The organism is Archangium gephyra, from assembly GCF_049060025.1.
Classification (GTDB): domain Bacteria; phylum Myxococcota; class Myxococcia; order Myxococcales; family Myxococcaceae; genus Archangium; species Archangium gephyra_A.
The window spans coordinates 5,221,740-5,237,570 of record NZ_JBMEQQ010000002.1; the positions used below are offsets into that span (position 1 = coordinate 5,221,740).

Sequence of the window (15,831 nt, forward strand, 5' to 3'; positions counted from 1 at the left end):
CCGGGGCCCCCTGCCCCTCCCTCGGGAGAGGCCTTGGGGGCCTTCGTGTGTCCAGGACGGGGCTCAGGCCCTCGCGGGGCTCGCCCCCGAGGGCGCGGGGACGTGCCGGGAGGCCCGCCGCTCCGCGCGCCGGTGCTTCATCACGATGACGATGCCCACCAGCGCGCTCAGCAACATCAGGGCGTTGGTCACCACGAAGACCCAGTTGTCCACCAGCACGCTGTAAATGGTGAAGCCCGTGGAGGCGGTGATCTGCCCCACGAAGAGCCACTTGGACACACCCTTGCTCGTGCCCGACCGCCACTGTTTGTAGACCTGATTGGCGATGGTCAGCACCAGCACGAACGAGCTGAACCATCCAATGGCTTCGCTTCCCATGTGCTCAACGATGCGCACGCCCGCGGACCCGTGGGGCCCTGCTCCGGCGGGCAGGCGGGCAGGCGTGGCCCCGCTACCGCAATCCACCTGGAGGGCGGACGTCCAGTCACGGACAGGGAATGAGGAATTCGCGGCAGACACGCCGGAGCGGACACACCCTCCCCTGCGAAGCATCCATTCACAGCCATGAGGTGCGTCCCATGAAGATTCGTGACGTGATGACTCCGGACGCCGTCGCCGCCCACCCGGAGACGACGTTGATGGCCGCCGCCGAGATGATGCGCCTGCTCAACGTGGGCTCCCTGCCCATCGTCGAGGGCGAGCGCGTCGTCGGCATCCTCACCGACCGGGACATCGTCGTGCGCGGCCTGGCCCTGGGTTTCAACCCGCGGACGGCCTCCGTCGCCGACGTGATGACCCGCAACGTGCAGACGTGCTCCGTGGACGACGACGTCGAGGACGTCGCCCATCAGATGAGAGAGCTCCAGGTGCGCCGCCTGCTCGTCGTGGACGAGCGGGAGCGGCTCATCGGCATCGTCTCCCTGGGGGACCTCGCCATGGAGATGGAGGACCAGCGGCTGGCCGGACGCGTGCTCGAAGGCATCTCCGAGCCGTCCACCGCCATGACGCACTGAGGGGGCCCGCTCAGAAGCCGAGCGGAACCACGAAGGCCGTGCCGTTCTGCGTGCCCGTGCGGTAGCTCAGCGGCGCGCCGATGACGAGCGTGGGCGGAGAGCTTCCACTCCCCGCCATCAGCGCCAGGTCGTTGCCGAAGCCCGCGCGCTCCGTCACGTCGCCCGTCAGCGTCAGCATGGGCGTGAGCACGCCGGTGAGCCCCGGCCCGCCCGCGTACACGAACACCGCGCCTCCGCCATCCGAGGCCACCGACGCGCCCGGAGCGCTCACCACCAGCTCCGGAACGCCGTCACCCGTCAGGTCCACCCCACCCGTCAGCACCGTCCCGAAGCCCACCGCCCGCGAGCGGTGCACCAGCACCTGGGGCTGCACGGTGGCCTCCATCGCGCCCACCACGGCCTTGCCCGGCGTGCCCAGCCAGGCGTCCTTCAGCTTCGCCGTGTCGAACAGCAGCACCGCCGGCTGCGTCACGCCGTTGTAGGGCACGTTCGTCGCGCTCACCGCCAGGTAGTCCGGGCCCGACTTGCCCAGCACGCGGCCCACGCGCGCCACCGACAGGCCCAGCCCCATGAAGTTCATGCCCACTTCCGGGTCCGCCGCCAGCCGCACCAGCTTCGCGGTGGTGCGCCCACCACACCGGGCACCGCCCGCGTCGTACCCGAACAGCACCGCCACGCCCGAGCGCTGGCTGCCATCCGAGTAGCGCCACGCCACCTCGTCGCAGCCATCCGCGTCCAGGTCTCCCAGCGACACGGGCACCGAGGTCGTCTGCGCCAGCGTGGACGACGTCGCGAAGTAGGGAGAGGAATAGACGGGGTCGCACCCCATGGTCCGCTTCGCCAGCGTGGCGTCATCCGGCGCACGTCCCAGGAAGAGCTCGAAGCCGTTGTTGCGCAGCGCGCCGATGTCCTGCAGGCCGTCCCCGTTGAAGTCGAAGCCGCCCACCACCCCGCGGCCGATGCCTCCGCGCGAGCAGGTGCCACTGGAGGCGATGCAGTTCTCCGTGATGTTGCCCAGCGCCCACAGCCGGTACGCCGTCTTGAAGGTGCCGTCCGCCTGGCCCAGCGACACCAGCACGCCGCCCGTCTGCACGTTCGAGCCGCCCGTGGGCAGACACCCGGTCCTCACCACCGCGTACGCCTCCGCCAGTTCCGCGGCACTCGAGGCGGTCCTCGGGACGGTGAAGCCCGACGCGCCCATCACCAGGTCCGCCCGCCCATCCCCGTTGAAGTCCGTGAAGGCCACGTCCGAGCCCACGCTGCGCCCGTTGTACAGCGGCGAGGCCGTCCCCTCGGCCACGAGCGTGCCCGCGCCGCCCGCCGCGCCGTACGTCCACGCGCGGCCCGCCAACAGATCGTTGCCGTCGCCGTTGCTTCCCGGGCCGTGGTAACCCGGAGAGCCCACCAGCGCCACCACGCCTCCGGACGCGTTGCGCGCCACCGCCACCGACTCGCCGAAGCGCTCCACGCTGGGCTTCGCCGGCACCAGGTAGCTGCTGCGCGCCCACGTCCCGAGCGAGTCACCCACCTTCACGAAGCCATCCACCCGCCCGGTGAAGGCACGCCCGTCCGTCGCGGAGGCGCGCCCCGCGAAGACCACCAGCCCCGCGCTCCCCGGCAGCTTCCAGGGCGCGAGGCCCACGCCAAAGGCGTCCGACTTCGCCAGTCCCGGCAGGAAGGAGGCCGGCTTGTTGACGGCCGTGCCCCGGGCCAGCTCCTTCAGCGGGTACACCAGCACCTTGCCGCCATAGCGCAGCGAGGTGGTGCCCGAGGGAATGCTCGCGTAGGGCGCGCCCAGCAGCAGCTCCGCGCCGGGAGTGCCATCCACGTCCGCCAGCGCCCAGCCCCGCCCCGCGTAGATGGAGGCCGCGTCCCCATAGAAACGGGCATACGCGTTGGCGAGCAGCAACTGGGGCGGCGTGGACGGGGGCTCGCCCGTGGCCGCGTACGAGCTCACGTCGAAGAGCAGCGCCCCGCCCGCGTCCGACAGCGCGCCCAGCCCGCCGCTCGCGCGCAGGTCCGGCGAGTCCGCGCGGTCCAGCAACACCATCAGCAGCGGGGGCCGCGTCCCTTCACCCGGAATGGTGCCCAGCCGCCAGGAGCCCTCGTTGCCGTCCGCCGTGTTCGTGGGGTGCACGAAGACGTCCGGCGTGGGGCGGAAGCGCGGGCCCTCGGCACGCGCGAGGAACACGGACACCGCCGGCTGCACCACGCCCAGGGAAGAGCCATCCGCCCGGTAGCGCGACGTCTTGCCCAGGGCCGCGATGTCCGCCCGCCCATCCCCGTTGAGGTCCGCCACCACCACCGCCTGCCCCATGCCCGTCCGGGAGCGCTGCTCGAGGGCCCCGCTCACGCTCACGTCGCTCCCGCCCAGCCGGATGGAGGGCAGGTCCGGCACCGGCTCGCCCGGGTTGAGCTGGAAGATGTCCACCACGCCGCGCGTGTTGATGGAGTTGGAGGACGCGAGGTCACCCGCGGGCGAGCCCGCCAGCAGATCCAGGTCCCCGTCGCCATCCACGTCCTCGAGCGCCACGCCCGTGCCGAAGGCGCCGCGGCCCACTCCGGCCAGCGGCGGCCGCATGCGCTCCGGCCCGCTGCCGCCGAAGCGGTACAGGTACACCGCGCCCGAGCTGTCGATGGTGACGTCCGCGCCCGGCGAGGACACCACCAGCTCCGCCTTCCCATCCTTGTCGATGTCTCCGGCCGCCAGCCCGTCACCGAACCGCGCCGTGTCCGTCTCTCCCGTCAGCACCCACGTGGGCGCCGCGGGCAGACCCGACGGGCTCCCCTTGAAGATGAGCACCACGCCACCCTGGGGACGGTGGAGGTCGCTCTCCGGCCGCCCCACCGCCACGTCCGCCACCCCATCCCCGTCGAAGTCCGCCGTCACCACCGCGGCCGTGTCGGTGAGCTGCCCGTGCGGCTGCGTGTCGCGCGTCAGCTCGTCCAGCACGCGCACCGACACCGAGGCCTTCTGCTGGGTGAAGACGTCCGACGCCTCCAGCACCACCGCGCCCTTCGCGCCGGGCTCGGCCCAGAAGCGCCCGCCCTCCACCCACCCCGGGCCGGACACCTTCGTCCAGAACGATCCGGTCGCTCCCGCCCGCCGTCGCCAGTTGCACCGAGGAGCCCGCGGGCACCGCCAGGCGCGCCGGCTCTCCGCGCAGCACCGCGTCCGCGCGGACCTCGAACTGGAGCAGGGCCTCGTCTCCCGTGCGGCTGTCCCGCACCCGCACCAGGTCCACGCCCGTCCCCGTCCCCGCCGTGTACTGGCCCGAGGGCGTCACCGAGCTGTTCGCATCGCTCCGCTCCAGGGTGAAGACGGGCGAGCCCATCTGCCCCGTCACCTGCACCTGGAAGGACGTGCCCGGCTTCAGCGTGGCCCGCGCGGGCGCCACGTCGAAGGCCGCCACCACCTCCACCTGGGCGGTCGCGTCTCCGGGGCAGCGCAGATCCTCCACCACCAGCGTGTCCACCGACGGCGTGGGCCCGGCGATGAAGCGCGAGCCCCGCATCTCTCCCGAGGAGCCTCCGGGCTCGGCGAGGAAGCGGTAGTGGCCGCTGCCTCCCGTGGCCGAGAGCGTGACGGGATCATTCACCCGCGCCCGGGTGGGGCTCGCGGAGAGGGCAAGGGGCGGCAGACCCGCGCAGGGATCCACCGCCGCGGGCGGCTCGGGGGGCTGCTCCGGCTGGCAGGCAGCCGACAGGAGGGCGAGCACGAGCGACGCGCGGGAGACTCGGGTCATGGTGAAGCGCCTCAGGGGTTCGCGCCGGTAGCGGCCCAGCGCTGGATGAGGGAGATGAGCTGCGGGTCCAACGGTCCATCCGCGGGCATGCGCTGATCCTTCACCGCCGCGATGATGAGCTCCGCGTTGTCCTTCCACAGCGTGTACGTGGAGAGGGGCCGGGCCGGGCCGGTGGTATGGCACTTCGCGCACCGCGCCTCGTGGATGGGACGGATGTCCTTGTCCCAGCCGAGCGCCACGGTGGAGAGGGGCTGGTAGTCGAAGCTCACCGAGCGCCGGGCCTCGGTGCCGTCCGCGTAGCGCGCCACGGCATGGAGGGTGTGCGTCCCCGGCTCCAGGCCCACGAAGGAGTAGGCCTTCGGCGTCCCGTCCGCCTCCGTACCGCCGAGGCTGTAGATGGGGCCGGGCACCGGCACCTCCACGCCCGCCACCTCGTAGGTGAAGCTCAGCGGCGCCACGCCCGGCACCAGGCGCGCGCGCACCACCAGGGCGTCCTCCACCACCTGCGTGCCCTCGAGCAGCCCGAGCACGCGCGGCACCGGGCCGCGGCTGAGCGCCACCGTGTCGGCGCCGAGCCGCACCCAGGCACACCCACTCTCGTCGGCGGCCAGGAAGCGGAGCTCGCGCGTGTCCACGCCCGAGACCTCGCCCCACGTGCCCGCGTCCGCGTCATGGGCGAGGAGCTTGCCGTCCATCTTCACCCAGACGAAGCGCCCCGCGGCCAGCACCTGCTCCGGCTTGCGCGCGAGCGCCTGCTGCCGCCACCCGTCCGCCGCGCGCCGCAGCAGCCGCTCCGACGTCAGCACCCACGCCTCGCCCTTGCCCTTCTGCGAGGCGCCCAGCCCCGCCAGCCCCACCACGCGCTCGCCCTCCTCCAGCGGCAGCGTGGTGACCTGGCGCACCTGCCACGTGCCCGGGGCCGTGCGCACGGCGACGCTCAGCGTGTCCTGGCGCAGGAACCACAGGCCCTGCGCCCCATCCTCGGCGGGCGCCGACGCCAGCGCGGTGATGCCCTCCAGCGCCTGGCCATTCACCTTGAGCGCGGACAGCGCGCCGTCCTGCAGCCGGTAGAGGCCCGAGGCATGCCCGAGCCACACCGCGCCATCCGGCGTCGTCGCCGTGGCCGCCAGTCCGGTGCTCAGCACCTCGCGCCAGGGCGGGGCGATGAGCCAGCCCGACTGCGCCAGGAAGAGGCCGTTGTCCGCCTCCACCAGCGCCGAGCCCGGCCCCATCCGGAAGACGGCGCGGGCCCGGCCCGGCGTCACCGTGTTGCCCGGGTGGCTCTCCAGCGCGCCCCTCGTCCCGTCCAGCCGCAGGCGGATGACCTGGCCGTCCGCCGTCGCGAAGATGCCGCCTCCCGTTTGATCCGCGAAGCCCGGCGCCGGCGCCACCTCCACGTCCGGCTGCACCTGCATCGGCGCGAAGGGCTGGGGACTCGGGTAGTCCTGCAGAACGTAGGGCATGGAGTCGCAGCCCACCAGCAGGGCCGCGAGCCACAGGGAGCGGACTCGGTACGAAGCTCGGGTAGCCATCACGTCGCCAGCAGCGCCTTGAGGGGGTCGACACGCGTGATGCTGTAGTCCAGGTTGGCGGACGCCAGCACCGTCGCGATGATGTGCTCGGGGAGGATGTTGTCCCCGTTGTTTTGATCCTTCGCGCCCGTCTTCAGGTCCACCAGCCCCGGCGCCATGCCGATGTCACCGCTGTGGCCGAACACCGTGTTGTGCTTCACCCCGGCGCCCATCAGCAGGCAGCTATTCGTCAGGTGATGGTCCCGGCCGTTGGTGGCGTTGATGAGCGGGGTGCGCGCGAACTCGGAGAACACCAGGATGGTGGTGTGGTCCATGAAGTTGCCACCGGACGGGTGGCTGGTGCGCTTCAGGTCGTCCACCAGCCGCGACAGCGCGTTGAAGCCCGTGCGCAGGTTGGTGGCGTGCGTCGTCTGCGTGCCGAAGTGCGTGTCCAGGCCGCCCACCAGGTTGATGGACACGCACTGGCTGATGCCCAGCTTCAGCGCCGTGGCCACCAGCGCCGCGCGCCCCGCCGCGCTGTCGTAGGGCCCCGAGGCCGGCAGGTTGTAGAACGTGCGGGTATCGTTGGTCGTGGGCGTATTCAGGGCGAAGTCGAAGGCCTGGTTGAGCCCGCTCGACAGCACCTGCTGCACCTGCCCGCGGCTGGTGTGGTACGTGCCGCCCACCCCGCCCGCGCTCAGGGCCGCCTCGTCACAGGTGACGGGCTCGCCTCCCAGCAGCAGCAGCTCGTTCTCGATCTGGCTGTCGAGCCGCTTCTTGCTCGGCGACAGCGTGTCCACCAGGTCCTTCGAGCGGCTCACGCGCAGGGCGTTGGCACTGCCCGGGTAGCGGTCGTTGTAGGACTCGACGCCATACGCGATGGACGGGATGGGCACGGTGGGCAGGAGCTGGCCGACGATCTCCGTCGCCGTGGACGAGCCACGCGCCGCGGCGCCGATGGGGCGCTTGCCGGTGATGAAGTAGCGCATGCCTTCTTCATGCGCGAGCGTGGTCATGTTGATGCCACGCACCACCGACATGACGTCGTAGTGCCTGGCCAGGTCGCTCACCGCCGGGCCGAAGGTGATGTTGGAGGGGCCCACTCCGGGCAGCGCGTCCGGGATGATGGGGCTGTCCTGGAAGCTCGCGTCGGTGAAGAGGTTGTAGCCCGGGAGGATGCGCGTCTCCGCCACCCGCTCGGGCGTGAAGACCTCCGGGTCCCTCGGATCGAAGGCGAGGAGCTGGTCCCACCCGCCCGAGAAGTAGACGAAGACGAAGCAGCGGTCCGCGGGCTTGAGCGCGGCCGCCTGCGCGAAGGAGCGGAAGGGCAGGCCCCCGAACAGGGTGGCGCCCATGACGCCAGCGGCGGCCTTCAGGAGGGTCCGGCGCGACGTGGGAATCTGGTCGTTCTTCTTCATGGAAGCATCTCCCCGGAGCCGTCAGTAGGTGAGGAAGCGCGAGTCCGTCATCATCGCGATGCACACCGCGGCCAGGGCCTGGTCGCGGCCATTGGTGATGGCCTCCGCGCGTGTCGCCGCCTTCGTGAAGAAGGCCGACCAGCGCGTCAGCTCCTCGCCCTGCAGCGGCGAGCCCCAGAAGCGCGTGGACAGGTACACGAGCAGCTCGCGCACCTGGGCGTCGGACAGCTTGCGCAAATCCGAGAGCGGCCCGGGAATCGTGCGGCTGAGCACGCGGGCCCCGGGAGAGGCCAGGGCCTTCTCGGCGGCCGCCTGCGCCATGCACACCTCGCGCGCCCCGTCCTCGAGGAACTTGGCGAAGACGAGGTTGGGCTCGGTGCTCTCCTGGTTGACGAGCGCGTAGTCGGCGCGGCCCAGGGTGGTGGCCAGGCCGCTCTCGAGGCCCGTCCACGGACGGCCCACCGCCACCTCGATGGAGCGGGCCAACTGGTTCACGGTGAGCCGGCGGGGCGAGCGCCCCACCCGGCCGTCCTGCAGCTCGGGGTCCGGCAGCGGCGTGCCCATGTCCCCGTGCGGGTTGCCCACGGGCTCGAGCTGGCCGTCCACCGGGGGCGGAGCGGCGGGAGTCTTCTCACACCCGGTGGCACCGAGCGCGAGCAGTGCGAAGAGGAGCAGGCGGCGCATCAGTCGATCCTCCGGTAGGCGTCCGACATCACCACGCGCTCGATGAGCGCCTTGAAACGGTGGCCATCCCGCGCGAAGTCATCGGCGAGCGGCTGGAGATAGAGGCGCTGCTCCTCCGCCGACATGGGCCGGCCGAGGAACTCCTGCCAGACGCGCCGCACCGTGCAGCGCTCCAGGTCGCCCGTCTGCAGCATGCGCTGCACCAGCAGGGCGGGGCCGCTCTCGATGTTCGTCTCCTCGTCCGCGGTGCGGTAGAGGTACGTCTTGAGCAGGCCCAGCGAGTTGGCGCCGTCGCCGTCATAGGCCTGCATCACGTACTGGCCGCATTCGCCGCCGCACGAGGTGTTGCCCGAGAGCGCGCAGTCGCGGCACTTCGGGTCGTAGCGGGGGAACTGCTCCGGGTGGAGGAAGAGGGCGGCGCGCTCGGCGTAGCGGCCCCAGTGGGCGCCGGTGGGCTCGATGGTGGCGTGGCAGTAGTTGCAGCCACAGCGCTTGGCCAGGTTGTTCTCCCGGTTGCACGCGTCCTCGGCGGACGGCAGGCGGGCGTTGGCCGGCGGCGTGAAGGCCTTGCAGAGGAAGGCCGAGTAGAAGTGGTTGACGCGCGCGCGGTGGGTGGGGAAGCGGTAGAGGAACGAGGGCGTGGTGAGCACCCCCGAGTGCTCGGCGTCGCGCACGTACTCCTTCCAGGTGTCCGCCTGGGCGAAGGGGATGTCGGGCATCACCTCGCGCTCGGCCGGAGGCGTCACGCTGAGCACGCCCACGCCCTGCTGCGCATCCCTGTACAGCGCGGACAGCGGGCCGTTGAGGAAGGAGCGGCGCGTGGTGAGGATGTTGAAGTAGGGCTCGTCGCGGCGCACCACCGACTCGGCGATGAGCTCGGGCTCGTCACTGATGGCCTCCACGCGGGCCGTGTGCGTGGAGCCACCGGGCGCCTCGCAGCGGCCCATGCCCTCGCCACAGCCGCAGCTCCGGTCTCCGTTGAAGCGCGCGGTGGTGCAGGACTCCAGCGTCCACGGGTTGGCCAGCCGCGCCTGGGCCTCGATGGCGCACACCCTCACGTCCGGCCCCCCGGCGTTCCAGAAGGGCGCGGGCCGCGTGACGTAGCCCTCGCGCTGGACGCAGCCGCGCTGCGGCTCGTAGGAGCCCTTGATTTCCATGCCATTGGTGCGCTTCTGGCGGAGCGTCAGGCCGCAGCGGTCGAGCCGGCTGCTGGCGTCCGCGAAGGCCACCACCCTGTTGCCGTCCGCCGCGTCCACGACCGGGGCGAGCGTCAGCGTCCTGGGCTTGCACAGGTGCGGCACGAGCGTCGGCACCGCGGGGTTGCCGAGGTTGATGCGCCGCATGTCGCAGAAGTAGAGATCCTTGTCCTGGAGGCGCGTCGCGGCGATGGCGTCCTGGCAGGTCTTGATGTTGGCGTTCGTCGGGGTCTGGTCCAACCGCTCGCAGGTGTAGAAGTTGGTGTCGTAATCCCAGCTCACCGGCAGCGGCACGTCGCGCTCGTCGTAGCGCTCCTTGGAGCACGCCTCCGCGGTGGCGGGGAGGGCGGGGTCCACATGCGGATCCTGCCGGGCGCCGCACACGTCCTGGGCGATGTAGCTGTCACAGCCCTGGCCGTTGGCACCGCGCAGCGGGCGGCTGCTGTTGCCGCGCAGGGACATCGCGTCCGTCACCGAGCCCGCGCCCGACAGGCGCGAGTTGGAGTTGTTGTAGACGCTGGCGCTCACGTTGCTCCAGAGGAGCGCGCGGTGGTAGCCGCGGATGCGCGCGTAGAACTCGTCCTTGTCCATCAGCGCGCGGACGTCCTCGGCCGTCACCTCGCCCTTGGCGAGCGCGGCCTGGTACTCCTCATAGGTGGGGGGGCGGCCAAGCAGATCCAGCGTGAGTTGGCGCAGGTGGCGCTCGAGCGGAACCTTCGAGACCGGGGCACACACCGGTTCTTCCGCGAGGGCGGGGAGAGAGGCCAGGAGAACGGCCGTCGCCAGGGGGGCGAGCAAGCGTCGTGCGAGGCGCACGGGTACCTCCGGGAAAGCGCAGCGGGGGGACTGCTGGCGCCTCTTATGCCAGGAATTCCCGTTAATAGCCATACGCTTGCTCTTGTAACTGGGAAGCAAGCTTCCCGAGTTGCATGCGGGGCACAGTCAGGACAGAAAGCTACGCCATGTCTGACGTCACCTCTGCTCCGTCGGCCCCGGTGAGCGACCGCGGCTTCTACGTCTTCACGGCGGTGGTCTCCGCCGCCGCTCTCTCATTTCTCGCGTATATTCTTCTCATCCGCCGAGGAGGCGCGGTGCAGGGCGTGGACCTGCGCTTCCTGCCCGCGGTGAACGCGAGCCTCAACGCACTGGCGGCGGCGTTCCTCGCCGCGGGCTGGGTGGCCATCCTCCGCAAGGCGAGGCGCGTGCACCAGTACCTGATGGTGTCGGCCTTCGCGTCCTCGGGGCTCTTCCTGGTGTGCTACCTGGCCTACCACTTCGTCCACGGCGACACGCGCTACGCGGGGAGCGGCGTGATGAGGACGGTGTACCTCACCATCCTCGCCAGCCACGTGCTGCTGTCGCTGTTCGTGGTGCCGGGCGCGCTGCTGTCCTTCTACTTCGCGTGGCGCAAGGCCTTCGACAAGCACCGGAAGGTGACGCGGTGGCTGGCGCCCATCTGGCTCTACGTGTCCGTCACCGGCGTGGTCATCTTCTTCATGCTGCGCGGCAGCCTGCCCGCGGTGCACTGAGACGCCCTGTCCCGGAGGCCCGTCCAGGCCTCCGGGACGAGGAGTGCGGCCCTAGAACACCAGCACGCGCAGGCCGAGCTCGAGCTCGCCGCCCAGCTTGTTGCCGGTGAGGACGTTGCCGCGCAGGCCGAGCTCCAACGGGAGGCCCGCCCGGAAGCGGTAGGCGATGCCGGCACCGGCCGAGAACGGGCCGCGGTCCACGAGGAAGCCGCGCTGGTCCTCCCTGCCGGTGAAGAAGGAGAGCCGCCCCGCCACGAGCCCGTACAGCGCGCCGTTGTCGAAGCGCACCAGCCGGTACCGCCCTCCGAGGTCGGCGTAGACCTGCCCGATCCACGTGTAATACGGCCAGCTCGCGTCGCGGGTGCCGAGCGCACTGATCGACGTGCCACCCAGCCCGAGGCTCAGCTCGAAGGGATTGGCGAGCCGCACCGCGGCGCTGACCTCGTACCGCAGTGTCGCCATCGAGTGGGGCGCGCTCGCGCCATACGCGGCCGAGCCACCGATGAAGACGCTCCACACCTTCTTCGAGCCACGGGACGACGTCCGCTCCGCCTCGGCCACCACCGATTCCGTGGGCTCCTTCGGCGCGCTCGAGCCGCTCGTCACCTCGGGGGAGACCTGGGCGGCCGCATCGCTCGGAGGAGCCTCGCTGGTGGCGCTGGGGGACGTGGCCCCGGTGAGGTCCAGCCCCAGGCCTTCGGCCGCAATCGGCTGCGGCTGCGGCGCCGGCTCGGGCTGCAGCTCCGGCTGCGGCTCGGCGGCCACGGTCAGCATGCGCGGGTCGGAGGGCGTTTTGCGAGGGACCGTCACCCGCCAGTAGTACGTGCCGGGCTCGAGCGAGAGCGCCGCCTTGCGCCCATTCACCGGCCGGTCGAAGACGGTGTCGGAGAACTCCTCGTCGCGCGCCACCTCGAGGCGCACGCGCCTGGCCACCACCTTCCACATGAAGGTGACCTTGCCCGGCTTGAGCTCGGCGTCCTCCGAGGGCGAGAGCAGTTTCGGCTGGGGACCCTTACGGGCCTTGGCCTTCTTGGCCTTCTTGGCCGAGCTGGCGCCCCGCGCGCCCTTGGCGGCCCAGGCGCTCGGCCCCGGGCCGCACAGCCCGAACACCAGGGAGAGAGACAGCACCGCACCCCAACGAGAAGGTCGAAAGTTCATCACGCCGGGGATTGTAGAGCCCGGCGGGGAGAAGAGAAGAGACCTGGCGGAGAGTGCCTCCAAAGGGGGGTCAAAACCTGCCTGGGGGAGCCCGCGTCACATGCGGAGTCTCAGGGCACGGAGGACCTGGTGGATGGCGATGCCCTCGGCCCACTCCGCCCCATCGGGGTTGCCGCGGGCATGGAGCGCCACGGGCGCCCTCGTCTCGAGCTCCAGCCAGAGGGCTCCCGAGTCCGCCGCGTCCGAGAGCTCATAGTCCTCGGGAAAGCCCTGGGGGCACTCCAGCCGCACGCGGTCGCCGTGGACCTCCGTCACCACCCCTTCGGTGATTCCCGTGGCGAGCCCGCACTTGACCAGCCGCATTCCCACCTGCGCCACCCGTGGCGGCCCGGGCCGGCCAAGTCCCAGGATGCGCGGGCTCGTCTGGATGTTCGCGGCGACCCTGGCCGCCGCACAATCCAGTCTCGCGTCCGCCCGTGACAGCTCCACGAAGGCGACCTCGGAGCTCGGCCCCTGATTGGAGGGCTGGAAGATGGGCTCGCCCTGGACTCCTGGCTCCCCCCCCAGCCGCACGAGCACGTGATAACCGCTCACGATGAACTGCTGGGCCGGGTCGCTCTCGTCCACCGCGATGAAGCCCAGCGTGCCCGGGTGCTTGACCTGGGGATTGACCACCGCCGTCCCGCCCCGCAGGGGGCGGAAGGCACCACGATGATTGTGGATGGTCGGCATCGTTCACTGCCACATGGGTGATGGGGAGGCCTCGAGCGCCTGCTCCTGCTCCTCCTCGAGGTCGGGCATGAAATCGAACCCCACGCGCTCCTCGATCCAGTCGATGGATTGGATGGTCTCGGAGAAGTCCCACGGCTTGTCGTAGCGTCTGTGCTCCTGGACGAAGGCAATGGCCTCCCACTGCCCGCCGGCATTCTCGGCGACGACGATCTTGAAGAGGTGGGTGGGGACGGGCAGCGCGTTCGCGCCGATCCGGAACACCTCGATGAAGCCATCCGCCGTTTGGGGAGCCTCCTCCGCGGGGTCGTAGAACATCGGCCCGGTGATGATGTAGGCCTTGCCCCGGGCCTGTGCCCAGTCACGGGACAGGTCCTCGAGCGCGGCCCAGATCTCCCCGTTGTGCACCTGGAGCTGGGGGACCATGTTCGAGAGGTAGAAGGTCTCCAGCTTGCGCTGGTGGTCCACGGTCTGGTTGCCGGCGGGAGCCATGTGCCCACGGCTGTAGCCGGAGCCTTTGTAATCAGGGGAGCTCCGCACGCTCGCCCTTGGGGAGCTCCGGCTCCGGCTTGAAAGCCGACTGCCCGGGTCGCGGCACGTTCCCGTCCAGCTCGGCCCGCTCCGCCCCCTCGCAGACCCAGAGGGGAATCTTGTCGCTTCCGCTGTGCTGGAGGACATAGCCCTCACGAAGGACATACCTCGTGGGCCCGTGCTCCCAGGCCTTCAGGGCCCGAGGGAGCCCGAAGGGGCAGTTGGACTCGATCCGCCGCTCCTGCTCCTGGGTGAAACCGGCCTCGGCCCGCCCGAACTTCGTGAACTGCGCCCGGCGGTTCTCGATGATGAACTCATCATCGTAGTCCGCTGCCTGCTCCTGGAGCTCCTCCTCCGGCGGTGGGGCGCCCAGGGGAGGCTCCTCGCGGAGCGTGGGTTGCCGTGCCGCGCAGGCCGTCAGCAGCAATGCGATGCATGTGAGGACGCCGAGGCGATGAGGAGGGTGAGACATGATCCTCTCCTGGGCATGTGGCTACGGACGAGGGAGGACTCCGCGGATTTCCGCTGCCCGTCAGAAGGAGTCGAGCGGTGGCGGATGTGACCCGGGGTACGGCGTGCGGCAAGCGTCCCGGGGAGCAACTCCCGTCACGGGTCCCCAACCCGTCGCCCTCAAGGTGATGGCGCTCGCGATTCGCGCCGCCCGCCACGCCGCTTCCGCGGCGCGGTGCCCCCGCGTCCGGCGGCGGCGGGGCGCACGTCCACGGCCGGGGAAACCGGCGGCGCATGCGGAAGAAGCGCCAGACCGGCCAGCATGGCGAGCGTCCCGTTGAGGAGGAGGAACCAGCCGAGGAAGCTCACGCCGATCCACTCCGAGAGGCCCGTATCGGGGTAGTGGCCGGTCGTCGTGACGCCACCCAAGGCGTCGATCCAGGTCGCAAGGAAGAACGGAGCGTAGAACGCGGCCAGGGCGCTCCTCCACATGCGCGCCTCTTCGGGGCCGGGCGAGACGGCCACGCGTGCAAGGGCGGGCATGAGGAACAAGAGGCCGGACAGCGGCTGGAGGCTCCTGAGGACATCGATGCGCGCGTCCATCACCAGGAACCAGGAGAAAGCGAGCAGGGTGGTCGGCGCGGCGGCCCGGCGCAGCCCCGCGGGAGCCCGCTCCCGAAGGATCAGCTCCGCGAGCACCAGCAGGGCCGCGGCCAGGGCGGCCGCGTAGGCGAGCCACGAAAGCCTCATCCATGCAGGCAGGAGCTGCTCGGTGGGTTGGAGGCCGAACGGCGGCGGCCAGGAGGATCCGGTGAGGGCTCCCAACCGCGCAAGCCGCCGCGGCGGCCCCCCAACTGCGCGGTGAGCGAGGCCAACACCGCCAGCCCTCCCGCGGCGAGCAGCCTCCGCGAACCGATGCGCTCTCCCAGCCGGCGCACACGCTCCACGGCCCTGAGGAGGAAGCCCTGGAGCCGGCCCCGCCGCACCGGTGCGTTCGTGGCGGCGGCGAGCTGCTCCTCGAGCTGCGCGCCCACCCAGGAGACGTAGAGCAGGCACCAGAACGCCAGCAGCGCGAGCACGGGGAGATACGCGCTGGAGAGGAAATCGTGCAGTTCGTTCCAGTAGGGGATCGCGCTCCAGAGGACGTAACCCGTGATGACCTGCGTGGCGAGCGCGGAGAACACCTCCTCTGCCTGCGAGGGGTGCCGGGCGAAGGCGGTCCTTCGCCCGCTGCCCGGCTCCACGAACAGGTAGGTGGTAGCCCAGACGCTGTCGCCCGCCTTCGCCGCCAGCCGGCCGATGAGCTCCTGGAGGATCTCGCGCTTGCGGCGGAGGATGCGCACGTGCACCTCCGAGCCGAGCAGGATCACGGGCAGGACCAGCAGCCAGAGCCGCAGGTCGAAGGGGATGGCGACGTCCAGGACCTTGGGTGTGATCACGAAGGCTTTCCGGTACGCCTCGCGGAGCTGCCGCCCCTCCTCCCAGATCGGCTGGGGGGGCGGCGCTCCCTGGAGCATGGCGGCGAGGTGTCCCGAGGTGTCACCCGAGAGGAGCCGGGTCATGACCGGATGGGTCTCCAGCTCCTCGTCAGCGAACGCGTCCCGGATCGGATCGAGCTCATACAGCGCGAGCCTCCGCGAGCCGTCCCAGTCTCCTCGGGGATCCAGGGCCTGGATCCTCTTGCGCGCCGCGGCCGCCTCTCCCGTGCGGATCCCGTTCCAGGCCGCGGTGAGCGAGACCGTGAGCAGGAGCAGGAGTCCCAGGCGCCAGCGGAGGGTGAGGGAAACCCGCTCCGCGACCGCGTCGTGCGCCGCTTGGAGGGCCTCGATGTCCGTGGAGAGGTCGGCCATGGCCCGATCTACCACG

Annotated in this window: 14 protein-coding genes; 2 read left to right on the top strand and 12 right to left on the bottom strand. The window is 71.1% G+C overall.

Features of this window, described 5'->3' with window-relative positions:
• Nucleotides 1–63: 63 nt before the first annotated feature.
• Nucleotides 64–378 carry a hypothetical protein gene (locus tag ACN28I_RS22670; protein ID WP_420944039.1) on the bottom strand — a complete coding sequence of 105 codons (315 nt, stop codon included), beginning with the start codon at nt 376–378 and terminating at the stop codon, nt 64–66.
• Nucleotides 379–578: 200 nt separating this feature from the next.
• Here ACN28I_RS22670 and ACN28I_RS22675 point away from each other — a divergent pair, with 200 nt between their 5' ends.
• Nucleotides 579–1,013, top strand: coding sequence for a CBS domain-containing protein (locus tag ACN28I_RS22675; RefSeq protein ID WP_420944040.1), 435 nt, complete (start codon nt 579–581; stop codon nt 1,011–1,013).
• A gap of 10 nt (nt 1,014–1,023) precedes the next feature.
• On the opposite strand, the gene ACN28I_RS22680 is transcribed toward ACN28I_RS22675, so the two are convergent.
• The 5 genes from ACN28I_RS22680 to ACN28I_RS22700 form a co-directional block, all read right to left on the bottom strand.
• Nucleotides 1,024–4,086: an FG-GAP-like repeat-containing protein gene (locus tag ACN28I_RS22680; RefSeq protein WP_420944041.1), complete on the bottom strand. Its 3,063-nt coding sequence runs from the start codon at nt 4,084–4,086 to the stop codon at nt 1,024–1,026.
• Between the two features lie 684 nt (nt 4,087–4,770).
• Complete coding sequence (locus ACN28I_RS22685) at nt 4,771–6,222, bottom strand: hypothetical protein (protein WP_420944042.1); 1,452 nt, start codon at nt 6,220–6,222, stop codon at nt 4,771–4,773.
• 68 nt (nt 6,223–6,290) lie between these two features.
• Nucleotides 6,291–7,688: a DUF1501 domain-containing protein gene (locus ACN28I_RS22690; protein WP_420944043.1), complete on the bottom strand. Its 1,398-nt coding sequence runs from the start codon at nt 7,686–7,688 to the stop codon at nt 6,291–6,293.
• A gap of 21 nt (nt 7,689–7,709) precedes the next feature.
• Nucleotides 7,710–8,372: a hypothetical protein gene (locus tag ACN28I_RS22695; RefSeq protein WP_420944044.1), complete on the bottom strand. Its 663-nt coding sequence runs from the start codon at nt 8,370–8,372 to the stop codon at nt 7,710–7,712.
• Nucleotides 8,372–10,384, bottom strand: a complete 2,013-nt coding sequence (locus ACN28I_RS22700) for a DUF1585 domain-containing protein (protein ID WP_420944045.1) — start codon at nt 10,382–10,384, stop codon at nt 8,372–8,374. The genes ACN28I_RS22695 and ACN28I_RS22700 overlap by 1 nt, the downstream gene beginning before the upstream one ends.
• Nucleotides 10,385–10,530: 146 nt before the next feature.
• Between ACN28I_RS22700 and ACN28I_RS22705 the strand changes: the two genes are divergently transcribed.
• Nucleotides 10,531–11,097 carry a DUF420 domain-containing protein gene (locus ACN28I_RS22705; RefSeq protein ID WP_420944046.1) on the top strand — a complete coding sequence of 189 codons (567 nt, stop codon included), beginning with the start codon at nt 10,531–10,533 and terminating at the stop codon, nt 11,095–11,097.
• 51 nt (nt 11,098–11,148) lie between these two features.
• Here the strand turns inward: ACN28I_RS22705 and ACN28I_RS22710 are convergent, their stop codons facing one another.
• The 6 genes from ACN28I_RS22710 to ACN28I_RS22735 form a co-directional block, all read right to left on the bottom strand.
• A complete protein-coding gene (locus ACN28I_RS22710; protein ID WP_420944047.1) occupies nt 11,149–12,225 on the bottom strand; it encodes a hypothetical protein in 1,077 nt (358 codons plus the stop codon).
• Nucleotides 12,226–12,351: 126 nt separating this feature from the next.
• A complete protein-coding gene (locus ACN28I_RS22715; protein WP_420944048.1) occupies nt 12,352–12,987 on the bottom strand; it encodes a hypothetical protein in 636 nt (211 codons plus the stop codon).
• A gap of 3 nt (nt 12,988–12,990) precedes the next feature.
• On the bottom strand, nt 12,991–13,476 hold the full coding sequence (locus ACN28I_RS22720) for a DNA/RNA non-specific endonuclease (RefSeq protein ID WP_420944049.1): 486 nt from the start codon (nt 13,474–13,476) through the stop codon (nt 12,991–12,993).
• A 31-nt stretch (nt 13,477–13,507) separates the two neighbouring features.
• Entirely contained in the window at nt 13,508–13,987 is a 480-nt protein-coding gene (locus ACN28I_RS22725) for a hypothetical protein (protein ID WP_420944050.1), read from the bottom strand.
• A gap of 158 nt (nt 13,988–14,145) precedes the next feature.
• On the bottom strand, nt 14,146–14,715 hold the full coding sequence (locus ACN28I_RS22730) for a hypothetical protein (protein ID WP_420944051.1): 570 nt from the start codon (nt 14,713–14,715) through the stop codon (nt 14,146–14,148).
• Nucleotides 14,712–15,815: a hypothetical protein gene (locus ACN28I_RS22735; RefSeq protein WP_420944052.1), complete on the bottom strand. Its 1,104-nt coding sequence runs from the start codon at nt 15,813–15,815 to the stop codon at nt 14,712–14,714. The genes ACN28I_RS22730 and ACN28I_RS22735 overlap by 4 nt, the downstream gene beginning before the upstream one ends.
• Nucleotides 15,816–15,831 lie beyond the last annotated feature (16 nt).

What these genes read in the sequence shown, in the direction of transcription:
- ACN28I_RS22670 (WP_420944039.1), bottom strand. Translation starts at nt 378, where the DNA reads ATGGGAAGCGAAGCCATTGGATGGTTCAGCTCGTTCGTGCTGGTGCTG.
- ACN28I_RS22675 (WP_420944040.1), top strand. Translation starts at nt 579, where the DNA reads ATGAAGATTCGTGACGTGATGACTCCGGACGCCGTCGCCGCCCACCCG.
- ACN28I_RS22685 (WP_420944042.1), bottom strand. Translation starts at nt 6,222, where the DNA reads ATGCCCTACGTTCTGCAGGACTACCCGAGTCCCCAGCCCTTCGCGCCG.
- ACN28I_RS22690 (WP_420944043.1), bottom strand. Translation starts at nt 7,688, where the DNA reads ATGAAGAAGAACGACCAGATTCCCACGTCGCGCCGGACCCTCCTGAAG.
- ACN28I_RS22695 (WP_420944044.1), bottom strand. Translation starts at nt 8,372, where the DNA reads ATGCGCCGCCTGCTCCTCTTCGCACTGCTCGCGCTCGGTGCCACCGGG.
- ACN28I_RS22705 (WP_420944046.1), top strand. Translation starts at nt 10,531, where the DNA reads ATGTCTGACGTCACCTCTGCTCCGTCGGCCCCGGTGAGCGACCGCGGC.
- ACN28I_RS22715 (WP_420944048.1), bottom strand. Translation starts at nt 12,987, where the DNA reads ATGCCGACCATCCACAATCATCGTGGTGCCTTCCGCCCCCTGCGGGGC.
- ACN28I_RS22720 (WP_420944049.1), bottom strand. Translation starts at nt 13,476, where the DNA reads ATGGCTCCCGCCGGCAACCAGACCGTGGACCACCAGCGCAAGCTGGAG.
- ACN28I_RS22725 (WP_420944050.1), bottom strand. Translation starts at nt 13,987, where the DNA reads ATGTCTCACCCTCCTCATCGCCTCGGCGTCCTCACATGCATCGCATTG.
- ACN28I_RS22730 (WP_420944051.1), bottom strand. Translation starts at nt 14,715, where the DNA reads ATGAGGCTTTCGTGGCTCGCCTACGCGGCCGCCCTGGCCGCGGCCCTG.
- ACN28I_RS22735 (WP_420944052.1), bottom strand. Translation starts at nt 15,815, where the DNA reads ATGGCCGACCTCTCCACGGACATCGAGGCCCTCCAAGCGGCGCACGAC.